Below are 18,130 nucleotides of genomic sequence, written 5' to 3'. Positions count from 1 at the left end.
GACCCTAGCCCGGCCGGCGGAACTCTTCGAGCTTGCGTTCGATGACAGTCCGGATCCGGTCGCGGGCCTCCATCCGGGGCACGCCCGCCATGAGCAGGCTGTCGTAGTCGGTGTCGAGGTGGCGGATGGAGGCGATCACGGCGAGCGTGATGGCGTTCTCGTCCAGCGCCCTGGCCGCAGCCGACCGGCCCACCCGGCCGCTGCCGCGCTGGCCGGCGTGCTCGGCGATCCGCCGCGCCCGCTCGCCGGGGCAGCCGGGGAACAGCCGGGCGATCTCGGCGGCCATCGCGGCCTGGTACTCGACGTCCATCTCCGCCCGGCGCACGCGGTCGCGCTCGCGGCGGCGCAGCCGCAACTCCTCGTCGGCCAGGCAGCGCTCCTCGGCCGCCGCCAGCGCGGCCTGCTCCACCAGCAGGCCCACGCGCTGGTAGACCTTGCGCCGCCGGTTGTACCGGACGACCACCGCCGACAGGCCGCTCTCCTGCTTGGCGCGGCGGCTGAGCGCCGCGTTGCCCGACGGCAGGAACTCCAGGTGGTCCAGGTCCGCGCAGGTCAGGCAGTGCGGCCGGTCGTCCTCCATGATCAGGTAGGGGCCCGTGTCCCCGCAGGACGCGCACGTCCACGCCTCCAGCGGGGCGACCGCCACCAGGTCGGGCGCCTTGCTCTGCGCCTCGGTGAGCCGGCGCACCCTGGCCTCGCTGAGGTCGGGCGAGAGCCAGTGCACCCGGAACGGCGCCTGCTCGGGCCCGGCGGTGAAGCGCAGCTCGCGGCGGTCGCGGGTGCCGGCCACGTACGGGGTGTCCACCGGCCGCAGCCCCTTGGCCCGCGCCCAGTCGCGCAGCAGGCCGGCCGCGGTGAGCAGGCGCTCCTCGTCCACGGCCGCCAGCTCCGCCAGCGTGGCCGCGCGGCCCTGCCGCCAGGTGTCCACGTGCCTGGAGTGCAGCCAGCGCAGGCCGGTCACCACGTCGATGAACGTCACGTACTTGCGGGTGGTCAGCGCGATCTCGGCCGCCTCCGCGACCCGCCTGGCCAGATTCGGCTTGCTCACCTTCCAAGTTTGTCGTGAGATGGCGAGCCCCGAAGCGTGCCTTGGCCCACTTACGGCAAGTACCTCCTCTGGACCTGGCCCTGGAGGAAATCGTGCGTCTGTTCTGGCCTGCGCTGCTCATGCTCACCGCCTCGTGCGGGGTGGCCGAGGAGGGCTCGCAACCCGTCGTGACGGGAAGGTTCGGCAGCAAGCCGATCGTCGACATCCCCAAGGGCCAGCCGGGCCGCACGCCGCGCATCACGGTGCTGTCGGTCGGGAGCGGGCGGCGCACCGTGCCGGGTGACGTGGTGCTCACCGACGTGGACATCCGGGGCTGGTCGGGCAACCGGCCGTACCTGAGCACCCACGACGGCCACCAGCCCACCAAGGTCGTCTTCGACGGCAGGCAGGTGGCCGAGACGTGGCGGCAGTCGCTCATCGGGCGGCCGGCCGGCAGCCGCGTCATGCTGGTCAGCCCGGCGGGCGAGGCCATGGGGCCGGACGTGCCGCTGACCGGCGTCTCGCCCGCAGACACGCTGGTGCTCGTCTTCGACATCCTGGGCGGCTACCCGGCGGACGCCCGGCTCGTGGGCCGCACGCTGCCGGTCGTCCCCGCCGGCCTCACCCCCGCCGACCCGCCGCGCACCCTGATCGACGGGTCAGGGCCGGAGGTCGTGGCGGGGTCCAAGGTCGTCATCCAGTACGTGGCCGCGGCGTGGCCGTCGCGGGCCGTCGTCGACTCCTCCTACCGGCGGGGCGGGCCCAGCGCGTTCACGCTGGTGGCCGGGTCGGTGCCGGAGGCCTGGGTCGGCGCGCTGGCCGGGCGCCGGGTCGGCAGCCGGGTGGCGGTGCCGTCGCCGGGCGCCGAGCCCGTGCTGTACGTGATCGACATCCTCGACACGATCACGCCTGCGTAGGCCGGGCGGCACCTCTCGCTGCCCGGCCTGCCCTCAGCCGGGGCCCGGCCGGATCTTCGGCGCCCCGCTGCTCCGCCACGTCGGTGATCTCGGTGGCGGCCGCCACGCTGGGACACGGCCGAACGGTCATGGCCGGGACACTATGCGACGGACGAACCGCCTGAGGCGCGAGCCCTGCACGGGGGTGCCGCGCAGCGTCTCCAGCGCCTCGGCCGCCGACGGGCGCTTGGCGGGGGAGTGGTCGAGCATGCGGCGCACCACCTCGGGCACGTCGGGCCCGTGGGCGTCGCCGCTGGTCGGGAGCTGGCCGGTGAGGAGCTGGAAGGCGATGACGCCGGCCGCGTACACGTCGGAGGCGGTCGTCATCAGGTCGGGCCGCTCCTGGCACTCCGGCGCCACGTAGGCGGCGTCGAGCACGTTGCCCAGCTCGTGGGCCACGGTGTAGTTGCGCGGGCCCGGCTTGGCGTAGTCGAACCCGGTCAGCACCGCGTGCCCGTCGTCGGTGACGAGCACGGCGGCCGGGGTGAGCGCCCGGTGCACCACGCCGTGGGCGTGGGCGTGGGCCAGCCCGCGCAGCAGGTCCTGGATGACGCCGAGCGGCGCGCCCTTGCCCAGCGCCAGGTGCAGCGCCTCGCCGTGGACGTCGTCGAGCACCAGCACGAAGCGGCTCTCGTCGTCGATGGCGAAGAAGTCGCGCGAGCGCACCACGCACGGGTGCGGCGGGATGCGGGCCAGCGTCTGGTAGGCGTTGGCGATGCGCTGCCGCTCGGCCGCCCGCGCCTGCTGGTCGGCCAGCGGATCGGCCTGGTAGACGCGCAGCAGCACGGTCTCGCTGCCGGGCAGCGTGGAGTTGAACGCGCGGTACTCGGTGACCTTGGCGTCGCCGCCGAGCTGCTCCTCCACCTCCCAGTTGCCGTAGCGGGGCGGGGCCGTGCTGCGGCGCACGGTCTGGTTGAGCGCGTCGAGGATCGCCGTGAGGTACGGCCTGGCGTCGGGGCTGCACCCGCGCCTGACCCGGGTGGTGTCGCTCAGCGTGGCCAGCAGGCCGGGCAGGTCGGTGACGTTGACCGCGTCGCGCCCGGCGGGGTCGACGAGCTGGGCGTCGGGGGAGGTGAGCACGACCAGGCTGTCGACGTAGACGCGCTCGAGCTGGGTGGCCCTGGAGACCAGCAGGCCCTTGAGCGCCTTGGCGGTGCCCCGCAGCTTGGTCACCGGCGAGCCGAACGCCTCCCTGCGCGGCGGGAACCAGCGGGTGCCCGACACCTCGATGCGCCCCCGCGTGCCCTTGACGTCGACCACGACGAGGGAGTGGCCGGTCAGCACGAGCAGGTCCACCTCGAAGACGTCGTGGCCGCGTGGCACCTCGACGTTGTGCAGCAGCAGCCAGTCGGCGGGCGCGTGGTCGCGGAGATATGCGATCACGCGCCGCTCGGCGTCGTTGACCGGACGTCCTCCGCCGACGATCTGTGCCATGCGGCCTATCCTTCCACGGGATTCGATTGACAACATGTTGTCGAAATGACAGTATGTTGTCATGAAGCGAATCGTTCACCACGCCGTCTACGACACCCTCGCCGACTGGGAGACCGGTCACCTCACCGCCCACCTGCGCAACGGCAACTACCACCGCGAGCCAGGGGGCTATGAGATCGTCACCGTCGGCCTGACCACCGGCCCGGTCGTCACCATGGGCGGCCTGCGCATCACCCCCGATCTCGCGCTGGCAGAGCTGTCTCCTGCCGACAGCGCGCTGCTCATCCTGCCGGGGGCCGACCTGTGGGACACGGGAGACACGCTGGCGCCGTTCGCCCGCAAGGCGCGCGAGTTCCTCGACGCGGGCGTGCCGGTGGCCGCCATCTGCGGCGCCACGGCCGGGCTGGCCAGGGAAGGGCTGCTGGACGAGCGCGACCACACCGGCGCCGTGGCGCAGTACCTGGCGGCCCAGGAGGGATACGCCGGGGGCGAGCACTACCTCGACCGCGACGCGGTGCTCGACGGCGACCTCGTCACGGCGGGCCCCACCGAGCCGGTGGCCTTCGCCAGGGAGGTCTTCCGCCGGCTCGACGTCTTCCGGCCCGAGGTGCTCGACGCCTGGTTCCGGCTGTTCGCCAGGAGCGACGCCACGGCGTTCGAGGTGTTGATGGCGGCGTGAGCGAGAGCGGCGAGCTGTTGTCCGGGATGGCGCTCGGGGCCTTCCGGCTCAACGGCCAGTTTCTCCAGGTGGCCGAGGGCCTGGCGCGGCCGGCGGGGATGACGGCCGCGTGGTGGCAGGTGCTCGGCGCTGTCCTGCGCGAGCCGCTGCCCGTCGCGGGCATCGCCAGGGTGATGGGCATGACCAGGCAGGGGGTGCAGCGGATCGCCGACCTGCTCGTGGAGCGGGGGCTGGCCGAGTACCGGCCCAACCCCGCGCACCGCCGGGCCAAGCTGCTGAGCCCCACGGCCGCCGGGCTGGAGGCGATCGCCAGGATCGACCCCGGCCACCAGGAGTTCGCCGACCGGCTGGTGGGAGAGCTGGGGGCGGATGACGCGCGGCGGTGCCTGGAGGCGCTCCAGCGGCTCTCGGCCGCGCTCGACCGCCTGGCCGGGGATTCGTAACGCGACTCCGGCGGCAAACACGCCGGCGCAGGAAGAGTCGTCAAAGAGCCGGTCGATCTTTGTCCAAAGAGCGGTGAACGAATTCCCCGTGGCGGTCTTACCGGGGCGGAACACCGGTTGAATGCAGATCGCCGAAGTCCTGTGCAGGACGGTGCCGCGGCGGGCCGGGAAAACCCGACGCCAAAAAATGGAGGCGGCACTTTGACCTAGCCGAGGCCTTTCCGAGTTGCGGTTTTCGTCGCTTCCCGTGAGGGTTATTCGCGGCACCTCTACAGCCCTGCACGAACGACTATGGCGCCGGAATTCCGCGCCGATCCACGGAGGAAAGCAACCATGATCCGTCGTATTCTGGCCGGTGCCGCTATCGCGGCCGCCGCCTTCGGGTTCTCCGCGACCGCCGCGTCCGCCGACGTCGGCCCCAACGTGCGCAACGAGGGCGCGAACATCATCAGCCAGTTCCAGATCATCGACGATGCGCTGAACCACGTGCTGAACCACTCGGCCAACGACATCGAGGTCCAGATCATCAACATCCTGGACGAGGTCAACGTCCCGCTGCTGAACAACAACCAGCCCACGGTCGGCAACCACAACAAGGACACCGAGATCGAGAACGGCCTGGCCAGCGCCGAGTAGGTCCGGGAGCGTCCACGGACGGAGGAGGGCGGCCGGGCCCCGAGGCCCGGCCCCCTCCTGCCCGCGTATGCGAAAGAGCCGGCGGTGCGATCCGCGAGGCCATGGAAAGACTTAAGCACCGTCACCAAAAAATCGAGGTGTCTTCTTGACCTCCATGAGGCCTTTCTGGGTTGCGGGCTCCGCCGCCCGCCGCAATTGTTATTGGCGGCACCTCACAGCCCTGCACGAACGACTATGGCGCCGGAATTCCGCGCCGATCCATGGAGGAAAGCAATCATGATCCGTCGTATTCTGGCCGGTGCCGCTATCGCGGCCGCCGCATTCGGGTTCTCCGCGACCGCCGCGTCCGCCGACGTCGGCCCCAACCCGTACAACGGCGGCCAGGCCATCCTGAGCCAGTTCCAGATCATCGACGACATCCTGAACGACGTTGCCAACCACTCGCTGAACGACCTCGAGGTCGAGATCATCAACATCCTCGACGAGGTCAACGTCCAGGCGCTGAACAACAACCAGCCCTCGGTCGGCGACGCCAACAAGGACACCGAGATCGAGAACGGTTTCGCCAAGTCCGAGTAGGTCTCGGGCTCGAGACGGGGGAGGCGCGGCGGCACCGCACCGAAGCGGGCCGCGTGGCCAACCGCCCTCCTCTCTCTCCCCAGGTGCACGAAAGAAACTTGATCGTGGAGACTCGCGAGGCCACGGAGCGGCTTTCGGGGCACTGAAGCGTTCGGGGGCCGTACGTCCTCAGCGTGACCGGGTGAAGGTCCGTCTGAGGACGTACGGCAGACGCTTCCAGCCTTGCGCCGGGCCGGCCGGGAAATTCGTGAGTGACACGGACGCCGATATCCACGGACACCGATACTCAACGACGACTTCTCCGGTCGCCGAAATCCAGTGCCAAAGAATCCAAGCGCCTCCTTGACCTCCATGAGGGCATTTCGAGTTTGCCATCTCCGATGTCCGCCACGATCGTTGACAGCGGCACCTCACAGCTCTGCACGTATGAACACGGCGCCGGTACTCCAGCGCCGATCCATGGAGGAAAGCAAACAATGATCCGTCGTATTCTGGCCGGTGCCGCTGTCGCGGCCGCCGCTTTCGGGTTCTCCGCCTCCGCCGCGTCCGCCGACGTCGGCCCCAACCCGAGCAACAAGGGCCAGGCCCTGCTGTCCCAGTTCCAAATCATCGACGACGCGCTGAACAACGTGCTGAACCACTCGGTCAACGACCTCGAGGTCGAGATCATCAACATCCTCGACGAGGTCGACGTCCAGCTGCTGAACAACAACCAGCCTTCCGTCGGCGACCACAACAAGGACACCGAGATCGAGAACGGCCAGGCCAAGGCCGAGTAGCTCGCATCCGGTTCACGGGATGAGCGGCCGTGGTGACTCGCGAGACCACGGCGCGCGGTTCCCGGACACCGGAGCGTTCGGCCGGCCGTGCGCCCCTCGGGCGGGCAACGCCCGAGGGGCGCACGGCAGACAGCACGGCAGACAGCACTCACCCCTGCGCATCGCCGCGGCCGAGGTCCTGGCGCACCACACCCAGCAGGTCCGGCCTGTCCAGCGGGTCGATGCGCACCAGCGCGCCGGTGTAGGGCGCGTGCACCATCCGCTCGCCGTCCAGTGCCAGCCCCACGTGCTCCGGCCCCGGCCGCTTGCGGTCGCTGTCGAAGAAGACCAGATCCCCCGGCTCCAGCAGCTCCTCCGGCACCCGGACGCCCGTGCGCCACTGCTCCGTCGTGGTCGAGCCGATGAGGATCCCGGCCCGCGCGTAGGCGTACTCGGCCAGGCCGGAGCAGTCGAATCCCCTGGTCCTGGCGCCCCGCCCGATGCCGTAGCCGGGCCCGTGCACCCCGCCTCCGCCCCACGAGTAGGGCACCCCGATCATCTCCAGCGCGGCCCTGAGAGCGATGCTCCCCGAGGCGGACGCCCTGGCAGGCGCCCCATAAGCCCCTGATCCCAGGCACGCGATGACGCACACCGCCACTGTCGCCTGGCGGATGGCTTTCCGTTTCATGACACATCAGCGCTCCCGTTTCGCGCGGCGTCCGGGGGCATGACCGCCGACCTGTACGCAGTTGTCTTATCTGCGTCCTTTTCTCGCTTCTATTGCGACAAAACGCCATTGGGCGGCTCGCACAATAAGCGGATATTTCGTCCTTTTTGGCGGCGAGTGATGGCATGCGAATGGGGTCGGCCGGATCTCGGGAGATCCACGGTAAGCCCGCCTCCGCCACGCGCTCTCCGGGCTTACCGGCGCCCGGCCGCGGCAGGCTGAGCGAGATGTTCAGGATTGTCCGAAAAATCGGTCATTTTCCTACGAAAATAACCTCGTCAAACCTGTGTCGTGTAGCCTGGATTCGGGTCAAACCGCCGGCGCGTGCCGGCGGTCATCCCGTTCGGCAAGACGACCCCCAGAGCGCGTGTTGGGGGGTGCGAGGAGCGTGAACGTCCAGGACCGGCTGCTCTACCAGGACGAGCAGCTGACCATCTTGACGTCGGCGGCGCCGCCGGAGCAGGCGATCCTGCTCATCGGCGAGATCGACGCCACCAACAGCGCCGCGCTGGCCAGCACGCTGGCCGGCTGCCGGAGCCCGGGCGGCTACCTCGTGGTCGACACCGGCGAGCTGCGTTTCATCGACGTCTCGGGGCTGCGCGTGCTCGTCATGCCCACCGTGCCCGCCTCACAACGCTGGATCCGGCTGCACAACGTCACGCCGTACCAGCGGAGACTGCTGCGCATGATGGGCTGGTTCTACCAGCCCAGGTGCCGGCACGCACCCCTGTAGCGCCGATCAGGGCGGCCGAGGTGCCCAGGCCGCTGGGCCCGCCCAGCCGCCACCGGGCCGGGGCGTGGTGCCGCAGCAGCGTCGGCTCGTCGTAGCGCGAGCAGCCGCGGTGCCAGTTGAGTATCCCGGCCAGCCAGTCGCGCAGCTCGGTCACGTACGCGTCCACGTCGCGCCGCGCCGCCGCGTCGAGGGCGAAGTCGTCGCAGACGACCGGCAGCTCGTGCTCGACGAGGTGCTGGAACTGCCGCACCCGCGACTCCTGCAGATCCCTGACGATGCCGAGCGCCGCCGGGTAGTCGCAGCCGAAGAAGGTCTGCACCACCAGCACGCAGTTGTGCACCTCGCCGTCGAACTCGATCTCCTTCTGGTAGGAGAACACGTCGTTGACCAGCGCCCCGGCGTCCATCATCGCGTTCTCCAGCGCCACCACGGGCCCGCTGGCGTAGAACTCCTCCGGGGTGCCCTTGGAGTGCCGCAGCCGGCACAGGCTCATCGTGAGCTGGGAGCCGAAGGTGGCCCGGCGCATCTCCATGTAGTCGACCGGGTCGGGGACGTGATGCGCGATCTCGCCGGCCAGCTCCCACAGCCAGCTCGCGCACATCTCCTCGACCGCCGCGCGCAGCCTGGCCCGGGCCTCGGGCGGCATCGGCGCGGCGGTCCGCGCCCACACGTCCGCCAGCCCCCGCTCCAGCGCGGTCGCGGGAGGCGGCGGGGGAGTGCCGTCGAGCGGCATGAACAGCCCGAACCTGTCCACCGTCACCTTGGCCGCCGACAGGTTCCCCGACCGGCCGAACACGACGGGGAAGTAGTCGTCGCCGTACGTCCCCCAGGCCAGCCAGCGGGAGGCCAGGTTCAGCTCCTCCGGTGAGGCGTCGGGATGCAGGCCGGCCGCGCACAGCGGCAGGTCGATGTCGATCAGCTTGGCCTCGTCCCACACGGCCGAGCCGGCCACCCCGTTCTGCGGCTCCAGCATGCCCATCGCCGCGCACCAGGCCACGACGTCGCGCCGGGCCGCGTCCAGGTGCGGGGAGAGCCGCAGCTCGAACGGCACGCACAGCTCGGGGATCACCGACGGCCCCACCCGCTGGTACGGCACGTGCGCGACGTTCCGCAGCCGCTTGGCCCCCACCACGTTCACCAGCGCCGACATGCCGAGCGGCCGGGTGGCCCTGGCCCGCTCGTTCATGTAGCGGCTGGAGCGCAGGTGCCACTCGTGCCCGCCCGACTGCCAGTCCTGCAGCCCCTTGACGTAGGCCAGCACGTCGGCGGCGCTCAGCGGATCGACGGCGTGCTCGGCGAACAGCGGGCCCAGCTCGAAGACCGCCGTGTGCTCGAACTGCTGCAGCCGCGAGGTCAGCAGGTCGTTGACCGCGTCGGCCGCCTCCTGCGTGGTGCAGCCGAGGAACTTCTCCAGCACCAGCACCCCGTTGCTCAGCTCGCCCTCGTCGCGCACCTCCCGCTGGTAGGAGAACAGGTCGTTGCGCAGGTGCACCGCGTCGGAGAAGGAGTCGCGCAGCACCCGCAGCGGCCGGGTGGCCGTCAGCACGGCCGGCACCTCGGCACGCACCGCGTGCTCCACCAGCCCGGCCGACCAGGGGGCGCCGCCGACCTTGCGGCGCATCTCGATGTACTCGACCGGGTTCGCCACCCGGCCGCTGTTGATGTTGGCCAGCTCCCAGAGAGATTCGTTCAGCAGGTTGCGCGTGCTCTGCGCGAAGCGGCTCCGCCAGTCCAGGGACATGCCGGGCACCGTGCGCGGCCACAGGTCGGCCAGGCCGGCCTCGACCGGGTTGACGGGCTCCGGCACGGTCAGGTCGGCGCCCATCGGCATGAAGCGGGCCAGCCGGCCCAGGTACTCCTTCCCGCCCCGCAGATCGCCGGTGCGTTTGAACACTTCGAGAAAGTGGTCGTCGAAGAAGAAGACCCAGACGTACCAGTCGGTGATCAGGCCGAGCTCCACCGCGTCGCAGTCAGGATGGGTGTAGGCGCACATCAGCGGGTAGTCGTGGGCGTCGAGGTCGGCCTCCTCCCAGACGCCGGAGCCTTCGAGCATGCCCATGTCGCGCGCCCACTGCCTGGAGTGCGCGCGAGCCTGCTCCAGATGGGGGTTGAGCCGGGCGGGGTACGGAACATAGAAGTCCGGCAGTTCGAACGGCTGGGACATCTGCCCTCCCTTACCTGTGTACCTCGACGTTGCCCAGGAGACGGCGCCCGCCGTCCGGCCCGCACGTTCGGGTCGCCGGGTGGGGCCGGACGGACGTGAGGGGGCGTCAGGTCAGCCGTTCCGGCCGAGCTCGACGTCCTCCAGCACCCCGAGCGCGTCCGGCACCAGCACGGCGGCCGAGTAGTAGGCGCTGACCAGGTAGGAGATGACGGCCCGCTCGTTGATGTTCATGAACCGGACCGACAGGCCGGGCTGGTACTCGTCGGGGATGCCGGTCTGGTGCAGGCCGACGACGCCCTGGTTCTCCTGTCCGGTCCGCATCAGCATGAACGACGTGGTGCGCGTGCCGGAGACCGGGATCTTGTTGCAGGGGAAGATCGGCACGCCGCGCCAGGCCGGCACCCGGTGCCCGCCGACCTCGGTGGACTGCGGGTAGATGCCGCGCTTGCTGCACTCGCGGCCGAACGCGGCGATGCCCTGCGGGTGCGCCAGGAAGAACGTGGGCTCCTTCCACACGGTGGACAGCAGGTCGTCCAGGTCGTCGGGGGTGGGCGGGCCGGAGCGGGTGCGGATGCGCTGGCTGAAGTCGGCGTTGTGCAGGAGGCCGAACTCCTTGTTGTTGATCAGCTCGTGCTCCTGGCGCTCGCGCAGGGCCTCGACCGTGAGGCGGAGCTGCTGGTCGAGCTGGCTCATCGGCTGGTTGTACAGGTCGGAGACCCGGCTGTGCACGCGCAGCACGGTCTGGGCGACGCTCAGCTCGTACTCGCGCGGGGCCTGCTCGTAGTCCACGAACGTGCCGGGCAGCACGGCCTCGCCGACGTGGCCGGACGACATGTTGATGGCCGCCTCGCCGTAGTCGTTCTGGTCGCGGTCGCCGCTGGTGCGCCAGGACTCGATGTGCTCGCGCAGCGCGGGCGCCTGCTCGGCGATCTGCTCGAAGTCCTGGCGGGAGAGCGTGAGCACGGTGGTCACGGTCTTGGCCCGCGCGCTGTACTCGAACCGGCCGCCCTGCACCAGCGTCTGCTCTCCCAGGTAGTCGCCGTCGGCCAGCACGCCCAGGCTCTGCTCGTCGCCGTACGCGCCGCGCCCCACCTTGGCCACGCGGCCGTGGGCGATGAGCACGAGCTGGTCCACCTGGCCGCCCTCGGCGACGATCTCCTCATCCGGCTCCACCTCCCGCTGGGTGAAACGGTCGGCCAGGGCTTCGAGCACCTCCATGTCGTCGAAGCCGCGCAACATCGGCAGCTCCGTCAGCTCGGCGGGGATGACCCGCACCTCCGCGCCCGTGGTGGTGAAGGTGATCCGGCCATCACCAAGGGTGTACGTCAGCCGCCGGTTCACCCGGAACACACCGCCGGAGCACTGCACCCACGGCAGCAGCTTCAGCAGCCAGCGGGTGGTGATCTCCTGCATCTGCGGCGGAGTCTTGGTGGTCGTCGCGAGCTGCTTGGCGGCATCGGTACTGAGGCTGAGCTGCCCGTTGCCATGGCCGTTTCCGTTTTCGGGCGCGGTCGAGTGGGTCGTTTCGGTCATCGTGCTGCACCACCAATCTCGGTGTGGGCGTTAGCCCGTCTTGCGGTTGGATCGGAGTTCGAGCGGGAGGGAGAAGGTGAGGGTCTCCTCCGTCAGGGTCACGGGCTCCACGTCGGCGAACCCGCGGGCGGCCAGCCAGTCGAGTAACTCGGCGACCAGCCCCTCCGGCACGGAGGCGCCGGAGCTCACGCCGACCGTGCGCACGCCGTCGAGCCAGCGCTCGTCGGCGTGCGAGGCCCGGTCGACGAGGTAGGCCGCGCCCGCGCCCGCGGCCAGCGCGACGTCCACCAGCCGCTGGGAGTTGGAGGAGTTGGCGGAGCCGACGACGATGACCAGCTCGCATCGCGGCGCGATGCTGGTGATTGCCTCCTGGCGGTTCTGGCTGGCGTAGCAGATGTCGTCGCTGGGCGGGTCGATCAGGCCGGGGAAGCGCTCGCGCAGCCGCTCGACGGCCTGGAGGGTCTCGTCCACGGCCAGCGTGGTCTGCGACAGCCAGCTCATCGGCTGCGCGCCGCCGGCCTTCAGCTCGTCCGGCCTGGCGGGGTCCACGACGTGGATGCGGTCGGGGGCCTCGCCGAGCGTGCCCTCGACCTCCTCGTGCTCGGCGTGGCCGATGAGCACGATCTCGTAGCCCGACTCGGCCATCCGCACGGCCTCCTTGTGCACCTTCGTCACCAGCGGGCAGGTGGCGTCGATGGTGCGCAGCCCGCGCCTGGCCGCCTCCTGCTTGACCGCCGGCGAGACGCCGTGGGCGGAGAAGACGACGAGCGCGCCGTCGGGGACCTCGTCGAGCTCCTCGACGAAGACCGCGCCGCGCCGGCTCAGGTCGTCGACCACGAACGTGTTGTGGACGATCTGCTTGCGCACGTAGACAGGGGAGCCGAAGCGCCTGAGCGCCTCCTCCACCGTGATGATCGCGCGTTCGACGCCCGCGCAGTAGCCGCGCGGAGCCGCGAGTAGTACCTGTCCCATGGTGGAAGACGCCTCTCACTTGGTGCGGTGCGCGAGCTGGTCGGCCATGGTGGCCAGGACGGCGGCGGCCTCGGGCTTCAGCTCGGCCGCGGCCAGGGCGGACATGGCCTCGCGCACGCGTTCATCGATCATTTCCTCGACCCGTGCCAGCGCTCCGGTGTCGGTGAGGATCTGCCGCACCTCGGCGGCGCGCTCCTCGGTCAGCTCCGGATTGCCGTGCCAGGCCCTGAGGTGCTGGAGCTGCGCGGGTGCGGCGTGCTGCACGGCGTAGGCGTACATCACGGTCTGCTTGCCCTCGCGCAGGTCGTCCAGGGCCGACTTGCCGGTCTCCGCCGACGAGCCGAACGTGCCCAGCACGTCGTCACGGAGCTGGAACGCCTCACCCAGCGGCACCCCGAACCTGGAGTACGCGTCGAGCAGCTCCAGCGGGGCGCCGGCCAGGGCGCCACCGATCTGCAGCGGCCGCTCGACGGTGTACTTGGCACTCTTGTAACGGATCACCGTCAGCGCCTCGGCCTCGGTCGCGCCCGCACGGAGCTGGGCCAGGACGTCGAGGTACTGGCCACTGATCACCTCCGTGCGCATGGCGTCGAACAGGTGGTGGGCGGCGCGCAGCCGCGGCGCCTCCACCCCGCACGACGACAGCAGCGCGTCGGACCAGGCCAGGCTGAGCGTGCCGAGCAGGATGCCGCCCGCCCGCCCGAACGCCTCCGCGCCCGGCCCCTGGTGCAGGTCCGTCAGACTCCGGTGGACGGTGGCCTGCCCGCGGCGCAGGAGGCTGCCGTCCATGATGTCGTCGTGGATGAGCAGGCCGGCGTGACACAGCTCCAGGGCTGCGGCGGCGCTGATGATCTCCTCACAGTCGTCGCCGCCGGCGCCGCGCCAGCCCCAGTAGCACAACTGCGGGCGCACCCGTTTGCCGCCGCCGAGGATGAACTCGGCCAGCAAGTCGTACGCGGCTTCCACGCCCGGGTCGGAGACGGGATTCCGCCACGAGTCGAGGAACCCGCTCAGCCGCCGGTCAATCCGTGAACCAAGGGAGTGCTGAGTGAAGCCCACCGGCATACGCACGGCTCCTTCTGTCAGTCCGTCACTACCCCTAGTTACTCATTGAATACGGAGCGTGTAAAGTGTCTTTTGCGGCTCAAGCTTTCTTTTGCCACAGCAGTCCCACTGTCTGGGGATGTCATGAAGACTCTGCTGCCCTCTGTCTCCAACCCCGATGACCTGCGGTCCCTGCCCGCCGAGCTGCTTCCCGGGCTGGCCCGCGAGATCCGTGACTTCTTGATCGACAAGGTGAGCGCCACGGGCGGGCACCTGGGCTCCAACCTCGGCATCGTGGAGATCACGATCGCGCTGCACCGGGTGTTCGACTCGCCCGACGACGTGATCGTGTTCGACACCGGCCACCAGGCGTACGTGCACAAGATCCTCACCGGCCGCCGCGACGGCTTCGACACGCTGCGCTGCCGTGGCGGATTGAGCGGCTATCCCAGCAGGGAGGAGTCGCCTCACGACCACCTGGCCAGCTCGCACGCCTCCACCGCGCTGTCCTACGCCGACGGCATGGCCAAGGCCCGCAGGCTCGCCGGCGGCGACGTGCGGGCGGTGGTCGCCGTGGTCGGCGACGGCGCGCTGACCGGCGGCGTCGCCTGGGAGGCGCTCAACAACCTGGGCGCCGCCCGTGACCGGCCGGTCGTCGTGGTGCTCAACGACAACGGCCGCTCCTACGCGCCGACGATCGGCGGCTGCGCCGACCACCTCGGGCGGCTGCGCGCCGGCCCGGGCGTCTCCGTCTTCGAGAGCCTCGGGCTGCGCTACCTCGGCCCCGTGGACGGGCACGACATCGAGGCGCTGGAGCAGGCCATGCACGCGGCCCGCGAGCTGCGCGCGCCGGTGGTGGTGCACTGCCTGACCCGCAAGGGGCACGGCTACGAGCCCGCCGAGCGCGACCTCGACGAGCACCTGCACGCCATCCCGGTGACCGACCCGGCCACCGGGCGGCCGGTGTCGCCGCGCACGAGCACCTGGACGCACGCCTTCGCCCGCCACCTGTGCGCGCTCGGCGAGCGGCGCCGCGACGTGGTCGCCATCACCGCCGCCATGCCGGGGCCGACGGGGCTGGCCGAGTTCGGTAGGCGCTTCCCCGAGCGCGTGTTCGACGTGGGCATCGCCGAGCAGCACGCCCTGGCCTCGGCCGCCGGCCTGGCCATGAGCGGGCTGCACCCCGTGGTCGCCGTCTACGCCACGTTCCTCAACCGCGCCGTCGACCAGGTGCTGATGGACGTGGCGCTGCACCGGCTGCCGGTCACCCTGGTGCTCGACCGGGCCGGCATCACCGGCCCCGACGGGCCCAGCCACCACGGCATGTGGGACCTGGCGACGCTGGCCATCGTGCCCGGCATGCGGGTGGCCGCGCCGCGTGACGCGGTGCGGCTGTCGGAGCTGCTGGAGGAGGCCGTCGAGTACGCCGGGCCCACCGCCCTGCGCTTCCCCAAGGCGGCGTCCGGCGCGGAGATCCCGCCCGCGGGCAGCATCGGCGACGTCGACGTGCTCTCCTCCAGCGGGCAGGACGTGCTGCTCGTGGCCATCGGGCCGATGGCCGAGCCGTGCCTGAGCGCCGCCGCCATGTTGTCGGCCGCGGGCCTCGGCGTGACCGTGGTCGATCCGCGCTGGGTCATCCCGGTCACCGCCGATCTGCGCAAGGCCGTCTGCGGCAGCCGGCTGGTGGTCACGGTCGAGGACGGCATCGCCGCCTCGGGGGCCGGCGCTCTGCTGCGGCAGGTCTGCGCGCCGGGCCAGCACGTGCTCAACCTGGGGCTGCCCTGCGCGTTCATCGGCCAGGGCAGCCGCTCGGAGCTGCTCGCCGAGGCCGGGCTGACCGGCCAGGGCATCGCGTACGCCATCAGGAAGGAGCTGAACAGATGGCCGCTGTAGAGCTGGGCCTGCCGTCCGTCCGCCGTCGCCGCCGGGCCTGCCGTCAGGTCATGGTCGGCGGCGTGCCGGTGGGCGGCGACGCCCCCGTGTCGGTGCAGTCGATGACCACCACGGTCACGGCCGACGTCAACGCCACGTTGCAGCAGATCGCCGAGCTGACGGCGGCCGGCTGCCAGATCGTCAGGGTGGCGGTGCCGTCGCAGGACGACGCCGACGCGCTGCCCGGCATCGCGCGGCGGTCGCAGATCCCGGTCGTCGCCGACATCCACTTCCAGCCCAAGTACGTCTTCGCCGCGATCGAGGCCGGGTGCGCGGCGGTGCGGGTCAACCCGGGCAACATCAAGAGGTTCGACGACAAGGTGGGCGAGATCGCCAGGGCGGCGGCCGGCGCCGGCGTGCCGATCCGCATCGGCGTCAACGCCGGCTCGCTCGACCCGCGCCTGCTTCAGAAGCACGGCAGGGCCACGCCGGAGGCGCTGGTGGAGTCGGCGCTGTGGGAGTGCTCGCTGTTCGAGGAGCACGGCTTCCGAGACATCAAGATCTCGGTCAAGCACCACGACCCGCAGGTGATGGTGGCCGCCTACCGGCTGCTGGCCACGCGCTGCGACTACCCGCTGCACCTGGGCGTGACCGAGGCGGGGCCGCTCATGCAGGGCACGGTCAAGTCGGCGGTGGCCTTCGGGGTGCTGCTCGACGAGGGGATCGGCGACACGATCAGGGTGTCGCTGTCCGCGCCTCCCGTGGAGGAGGTCAAGGTCGGCATCGGCATCCTGGAGTCGCTCGGGCTGCGCGAGCGGCGGCTGGAGATCGTCTCCTGCCCGTCGTGCGGGCGGGCCCAGGTGGACGTCTACACGCTGACCGACCGGGTGACGGCGGCTCTCGACGGGTTCCCGCATCCGCTGCGGGTGGCCGTCATGGGCTGCGTGGTCAACGGGCCGGGCGAGGCCCGCGAGGCGGATCTGGGCGTGGCCTCGGGCAACGGCAAGGGCCAGATCTTCGTCAAGGGCGAGGTGGTCAAGACCGTGCCCGAGTCGCGGATCGTGGAGACGCTGGTCGAGGAGGCCATGCGGCTGGCGGAGGAGCGGGAGTCCCGGGCCGGGGAGGGGGCTCTCCGGCCCGGGGGTTCCGGTTAGACCCGCTGCCAGAGCGCGGGCACGTTCGGCGGCTCCCAGCCGGTCTGCGAGGTGTGACCCTGCAGGCATCGGTAGGTCGCCCCGCCGTAGGTGACGGTGGCGCCGGTGGCGTACGCCGTGTTCGGCGCCCAGGTGCCGCCCGGGTTCGTCGGCGTGACGGTGGGCGAGGGCCCGCCGCCCTGGGTGGCCAGGGTCAGCCCGTACGTCGAGAGGATCTCGTTGACCGGCTGGAAGTACGTCGTCCCGCCGGAGCTGCAGTTGCCCGAGCCGCCCGACGTGACACCCTGGGCCTGGTCACCGGAGATGAACGAGCCGCCCGAGTCGCCGGGCTCGGCGCACACGCTGGTCCTGGTGACGCCGCTGACCGTGCCCTGCGGGTAGGTGACGCTGGTGTTGAGCTGCTGCACCGACCCGCAGCGCCACTGCGTGGTGGAGCCCGAGCGGCAGATCGACGAGCCGGGCTGGGCCACGGTCGAGCCGCGCACGGGCAGGATGCCGGCGCTGTAGCCGTTCACCACGCCGACGGGGGTCCACTGCGTGTTGACCTCCACCCAGGCGTAGTCGTTGCCGGGGAAGGACGAGCCGTGGAACGTGCCCTGCGCCACCCGGTTGGAGCCCGTGGTGGTGGCGCCGGTGCTGCCGCAGTGCCCGGCGGTCACGAAGCCGCCCTGGGAGCCTGCCCGCGTCACCGAGAAGCCGACCGAGCAGCGTGAGCCGGAGCCGATGTAGTAGGCGTCGCCGCCGCGCACGTCGTAGTACGGCCGCGGCTGCTCGGCCGAGCGCACCACCCGCACGGCGGAGGCGTCGGCGCCGCTGGCGCGCACCCAGGCGGCGGCCTTGGCGGGGGTGGAGGTCAGCACGACCACGGTGTTCTCCACGACGTCCACGTACCAGACGGGCGCGGTGCGCGGAGCCTCGGCGGCGGCCCGGTCGAGGGCGGCCTTGGCCCCGTCGAGCTGGTCGAGGGAGCGGGTGACCACGCGGGCCTGGACGCCGGCGGCCGTGATGCCGGCCGCCTTCGACGGGTCGGTGGTGGCGGCGACCGGGGTGGCGGTGGGGCCGGTCACCCAGGTGCCGGCGTACGCCGGGCCCAGCATTGCCCGCAGCGCGGGCTCGGCCTCGGCCGCGGCGGCCTCGTTCAGCAGCCGCTGCTCGGCCTGCTCGCCGGTGACGCCGAGGTCGCGGGCGAGCGCGTCCACGAGACCGGGAGGGGGATCGGCCGCGACGGACGCGCTTGCCCGCGCCGCCTCGAAGAGCGAGTCGTCCTGCCGCGCGGCGTAGGCCACGGCGGGGACGGTGATCAGGGCGACGGCCGCCAAGGCGATGCCGGCCGTCAGGGTCTTCCTGGGGAGCATGGTGACTCTCCTCGTACTTGGGGGGTGCCGTCACCGTACGGGACCCGATACGAGGAGTGGTCGT

General features: G+C 71.2%; 17 protein-coding genes. 9 read left to right on the top strand and 8 right to left on the bottom strand.

Annotation, left to right across the window (positions count from 1 at the left end; genetic code table 11):
• Positions 1–4 precede the first annotated feature (4 nt).
• Entirely contained in the window at positions 5–1,048 is a 1,044-nt protein-coding gene (locus LCN96_RS54745) for a DUF2293 domain-containing protein (RefSeq protein ID WP_225270279.1), read from the bottom strand.
• 92 nt (positions 1,049–1,140) lie between these two features.
• Between LCN96_RS54745 and LCN96_RS54740 the strand changes: the two genes are divergently transcribed.
• Complete coding sequence (locus tag LCN96_RS54740) at positions 1,141–1,944, top strand: FKBP-type peptidyl-prolyl cis-trans isomerase (protein WP_225270278.1); 804 nt, start codon at positions 1,141–1,143, stop codon at positions 1,942–1,944.
• A gap of 126 nt (positions 1,945–2,070) precedes the next feature.
• Here the strand turns inward: LCN96_RS54740 and mads6 are convergent, their stop codons facing one another.
• Positions 2,071–3,417 (bottom strand): methylation-associated defense system protein kinase MAD6, encoded by a 1,347-nt coding sequence (gene mads6, locus LCN96_RS54735; protein WP_225270277.1) that lies wholly within the window; start codon positions 3,415–3,417, stop codon positions 2,071–2,073.
• Between the two features lie 61 nt (positions 3,418–3,478).
• On the opposite strand from mads6, the gene LCN96_RS54730 reads away from it, so the two are divergent.
• From LCN96_RS54730 to LCN96_RS54710, 5 genes are all read left to right on the top strand, one after another.
• Positions 3,479–4,096, top strand: coding sequence for a type 1 glutamine amidotransferase family protein (locus LCN96_RS54730; RefSeq protein WP_225270276.1), 618 nt, complete (start codon positions 3,479–3,481; stop codon positions 4,094–4,096).
• Between the two features lie 26 nt (positions 4,097–4,122).
• The gene (locus LCN96_RS54725) at positions 4,123–4,539 is read left to right on the top strand and encodes a MarR family winged helix-turn-helix transcriptional regulator (protein WP_225276267.1); all 417 of its coding nucleotides are present in this window, start codon (positions 4,123–4,125) and stop codon (positions 4,537–4,539) included.
• Between the two features lie 333 nt (positions 4,540–4,872).
• Complete coding sequence (locus tag LCN96_RS54720) at positions 4,873–5,175, top strand: hypothetical protein (RefSeq protein WP_225270275.1); 303 nt, start codon at positions 4,873–4,875, stop codon at positions 5,173–5,175.
• 276 nt (positions 5,176–5,451) lie between these two features.
• Positions 5,452–5,754, top strand: a complete 303-nt coding sequence (locus tag LCN96_RS54715; protein ID WP_225270274.1) for a hypothetical protein — start codon at positions 5,452–5,454, stop codon at positions 5,752–5,754.
• Between the two features lie 476 nt (positions 5,755–6,230).
• Complete coding sequence (locus LCN96_RS54710; protein ID WP_225270273.1) at positions 6,231–6,533, top strand: hypothetical protein; 303 nt, start codon at positions 6,231–6,233, stop codon at positions 6,531–6,533.
• 148 nt (positions 6,534–6,681) lie between these two features.
• On the opposite strand, the gene LCN96_RS54705 is transcribed toward LCN96_RS54710, so the two are convergent.
• Entirely contained in the window at positions 6,682–7,200 is a 519-nt protein-coding gene (locus tag LCN96_RS54705) for a C40 family peptidase (RefSeq protein WP_225270272.1), read from the bottom strand.
• 427 nt (positions 7,201–7,627) lie between these two features.
• On the opposite strand from LCN96_RS54705, the gene LCN96_RS54700 reads away from it, so the two are divergent.
• Entirely contained in the window at positions 7,628–7,972 is a 345-nt protein-coding gene (locus LCN96_RS54700; protein WP_225270271.1) for an STAS domain-containing protein, read from the top strand.
• Here the strand turns inward: LCN96_RS54700 and LCN96_RS54695 are convergent.
• From LCN96_RS54695 to LCN96_RS54680, 4 genes are all read right to left on the bottom strand, one after another.
• Positions 7,896–10,136, bottom strand: a complete 2,241-nt coding sequence (locus LCN96_RS54695) for a terpene synthase family protein (protein WP_225270270.1) — start codon at positions 10,134–10,136, stop codon at positions 7,896–7,898. The two genes, LCN96_RS54700 and LCN96_RS54695, sit on opposite strands and share 77 nt — an antisense overlap.
• A 111-nt stretch (positions 10,137–10,247) precedes the next feature.
• On the bottom strand, positions 10,248–11,669 hold the full coding sequence (locus LCN96_RS54690) for a family 2B encapsulin nanocompartment shell protein (RefSeq protein WP_225270269.1): 1,422 nt from the start codon (positions 11,667–11,669) through the stop codon (positions 10,248–10,250).
• A 30-nt stretch (positions 11,670–11,699) separates the two neighbouring features.
• A complete protein-coding gene (locus LCN96_RS54685; RefSeq protein WP_225270268.1) occupies positions 11,700–12,641 on the bottom strand; it encodes a 4-hydroxy-3-methylbut-2-enyl diphosphate reductase in 942 nt (313 codons plus the stop codon).
• A 15-nt stretch (positions 12,642–12,656) separates the two neighbouring features.
• Entirely contained in the window at positions 12,657–13,706 is a 1,050-nt protein-coding gene (locus LCN96_RS54680) for a polyprenyl synthetase family protein (RefSeq protein WP_225270267.1), read from the bottom strand.
• Positions 13,707–13,829: 123 nt separating this feature from the next.
• Here LCN96_RS54680 and LCN96_RS54675 point away from each other — a divergent pair, with 123 nt between their 5' ends.
• Together LCN96_RS54675 and ispG are read left to right on the top strand one after the other, a co-directional pair.
• Positions 13,830–15,578 carry a 1-deoxy-D-xylulose-5-phosphate synthase gene (locus tag LCN96_RS54675; protein ID WP_225270266.1) on the top strand — a complete coding sequence of 583 codons (1,749 nt, stop codon included), beginning with the start codon at positions 13,830–13,832 and terminating at the stop codon, positions 15,576–15,578.
• Positions 15,566–16,711, top strand: a complete 1,146-nt coding sequence (ispG, locus tag LCN96_RS54670) for a flavodoxin-dependent (E)-4-hydroxy-3-methylbut-2-enyl-diphosphate synthase (protein WP_225270265.1) — start codon at positions 15,566–15,568, stop codon at positions 16,709–16,711. The genes LCN96_RS54675 and ispG overlap by 13 nt, the downstream gene beginning before the upstream one ends.
• Here ispG and LCN96_RS54665 read toward each other — a convergent pair.
• A complete protein-coding gene (locus tag LCN96_RS54665) occupies positions 16,708–18,066 on the bottom strand; it encodes a carbohydrate-binding protein (protein WP_225270264.1) in 1,359 nt (452 codons plus the stop codon). The two genes, ispG and LCN96_RS54665, sit on opposite strands and share 4 nt — an antisense overlap.
• Between the last annotated feature and the right edge of the window lie 64 nt (positions 18,067–18,130).

The organism is Nonomuraea gerenzanensis, assembly GCF_020215645.1.
In the GTDB taxonomy this organism is placed as follows: domain Bacteria; phylum Actinomycetota; class Actinomycetes; order Streptosporangiales; family Streptosporangiaceae; genus Nonomuraea; species Nonomuraea gerenzanensis.
Note: the sequence above shows the minus strand (reverse complement) of the source record. Positions and strands in the feature narration are given on the sequence as shown.

Coding starts and splice junctions, on each gene's coding strand:
- LCN96_RS54715 (WP_225270274.1), top strand. CDS start 5,452: ATGATCCGTCGTATTCTGGCCGGTGCCGCTATCGCGGCCGCCGCATTC.
- LCN96_RS54665 (WP_225270264.1), bottom strand. CDS start 18,066: ATGCTCCCCAGGAAGACCCTGACGGCCGGCATCGCCTTGGCGGCCGTC.
- LCN96_RS54675 (WP_225270266.1), top strand. CDS start 13,830: ATGAAGACTCTGCTGCCCTCTGTCTCCAACCCCGATGACCTGCGGTCC.
- LCN96_RS54710 (WP_225270273.1), top strand. CDS start 6,231: ATGATCCGTCGTATTCTGGCCGGTGCCGCTGTCGCGGCCGCCGCTTTC.
- ispG (WP_225270265.1), top strand. CDS start 15,566: ATGGCCGCTGTAGAGCTGGGCCTGCCGTCCGTCCGCCGTCGCCGCCGG.
- LCN96_RS54685 (WP_225270268.1), bottom strand. CDS start 12,641: ATGGGACAGGTACTACTCGCGGCTCCGCGCGGCTACTGCGCGGGCGTC.
- LCN96_RS54720 (WP_225270275.1), top strand. CDS start 4,873: ATGATCCGTCGTATTCTGGCCGGTGCCGCTATCGCGGCCGCCGCCTTC.
- LCN96_RS54725 (WP_225276267.1), top strand. CDS start 4,123: ATGGCGCTCGGGGCCTTCCGGCTCAACGGCCAGTTTCTCCAGGTGGCC.
- LCN96_RS54730 (WP_225270276.1), top strand. CDS start 3,479: ATGAAGCGAATCGTTCACCACGCCGTCTACGACACCCTCGCCGACTGG.
- mads6 (WP_225270277.1), bottom strand. CDS start 3,417: ATGGCACAGATCGTCGGCGGAGGACGTCCGGTCAACGACGCCGAGCGG.
- LCN96_RS54690 (WP_225270269.1), bottom strand. CDS start 11,669: ATGACCGAAACGACCCACTCGACCGCGCCCGAAAACGGAAACGGCCAT.
- LCN96_RS54680 (WP_225270267.1), bottom strand. CDS start 13,706: ATGCCGGTGGGCTTCACTCAGCACTCCCTTGGTTCACGGATTGACCGG.
- LCN96_RS54695 (WP_225270270.1), bottom strand. CDS start 10,136: ATGTCCCAGCCGTTCGAACTGCCGGACTTCTATGTTCCGTACCCCGCC.
- LCN96_RS54705 (WP_225270272.1), bottom strand. CDS start 7,200: ATGAAACGGAAAGCCATCCGCCAGGCGACAGTGGCGGTGTGCGTCATC.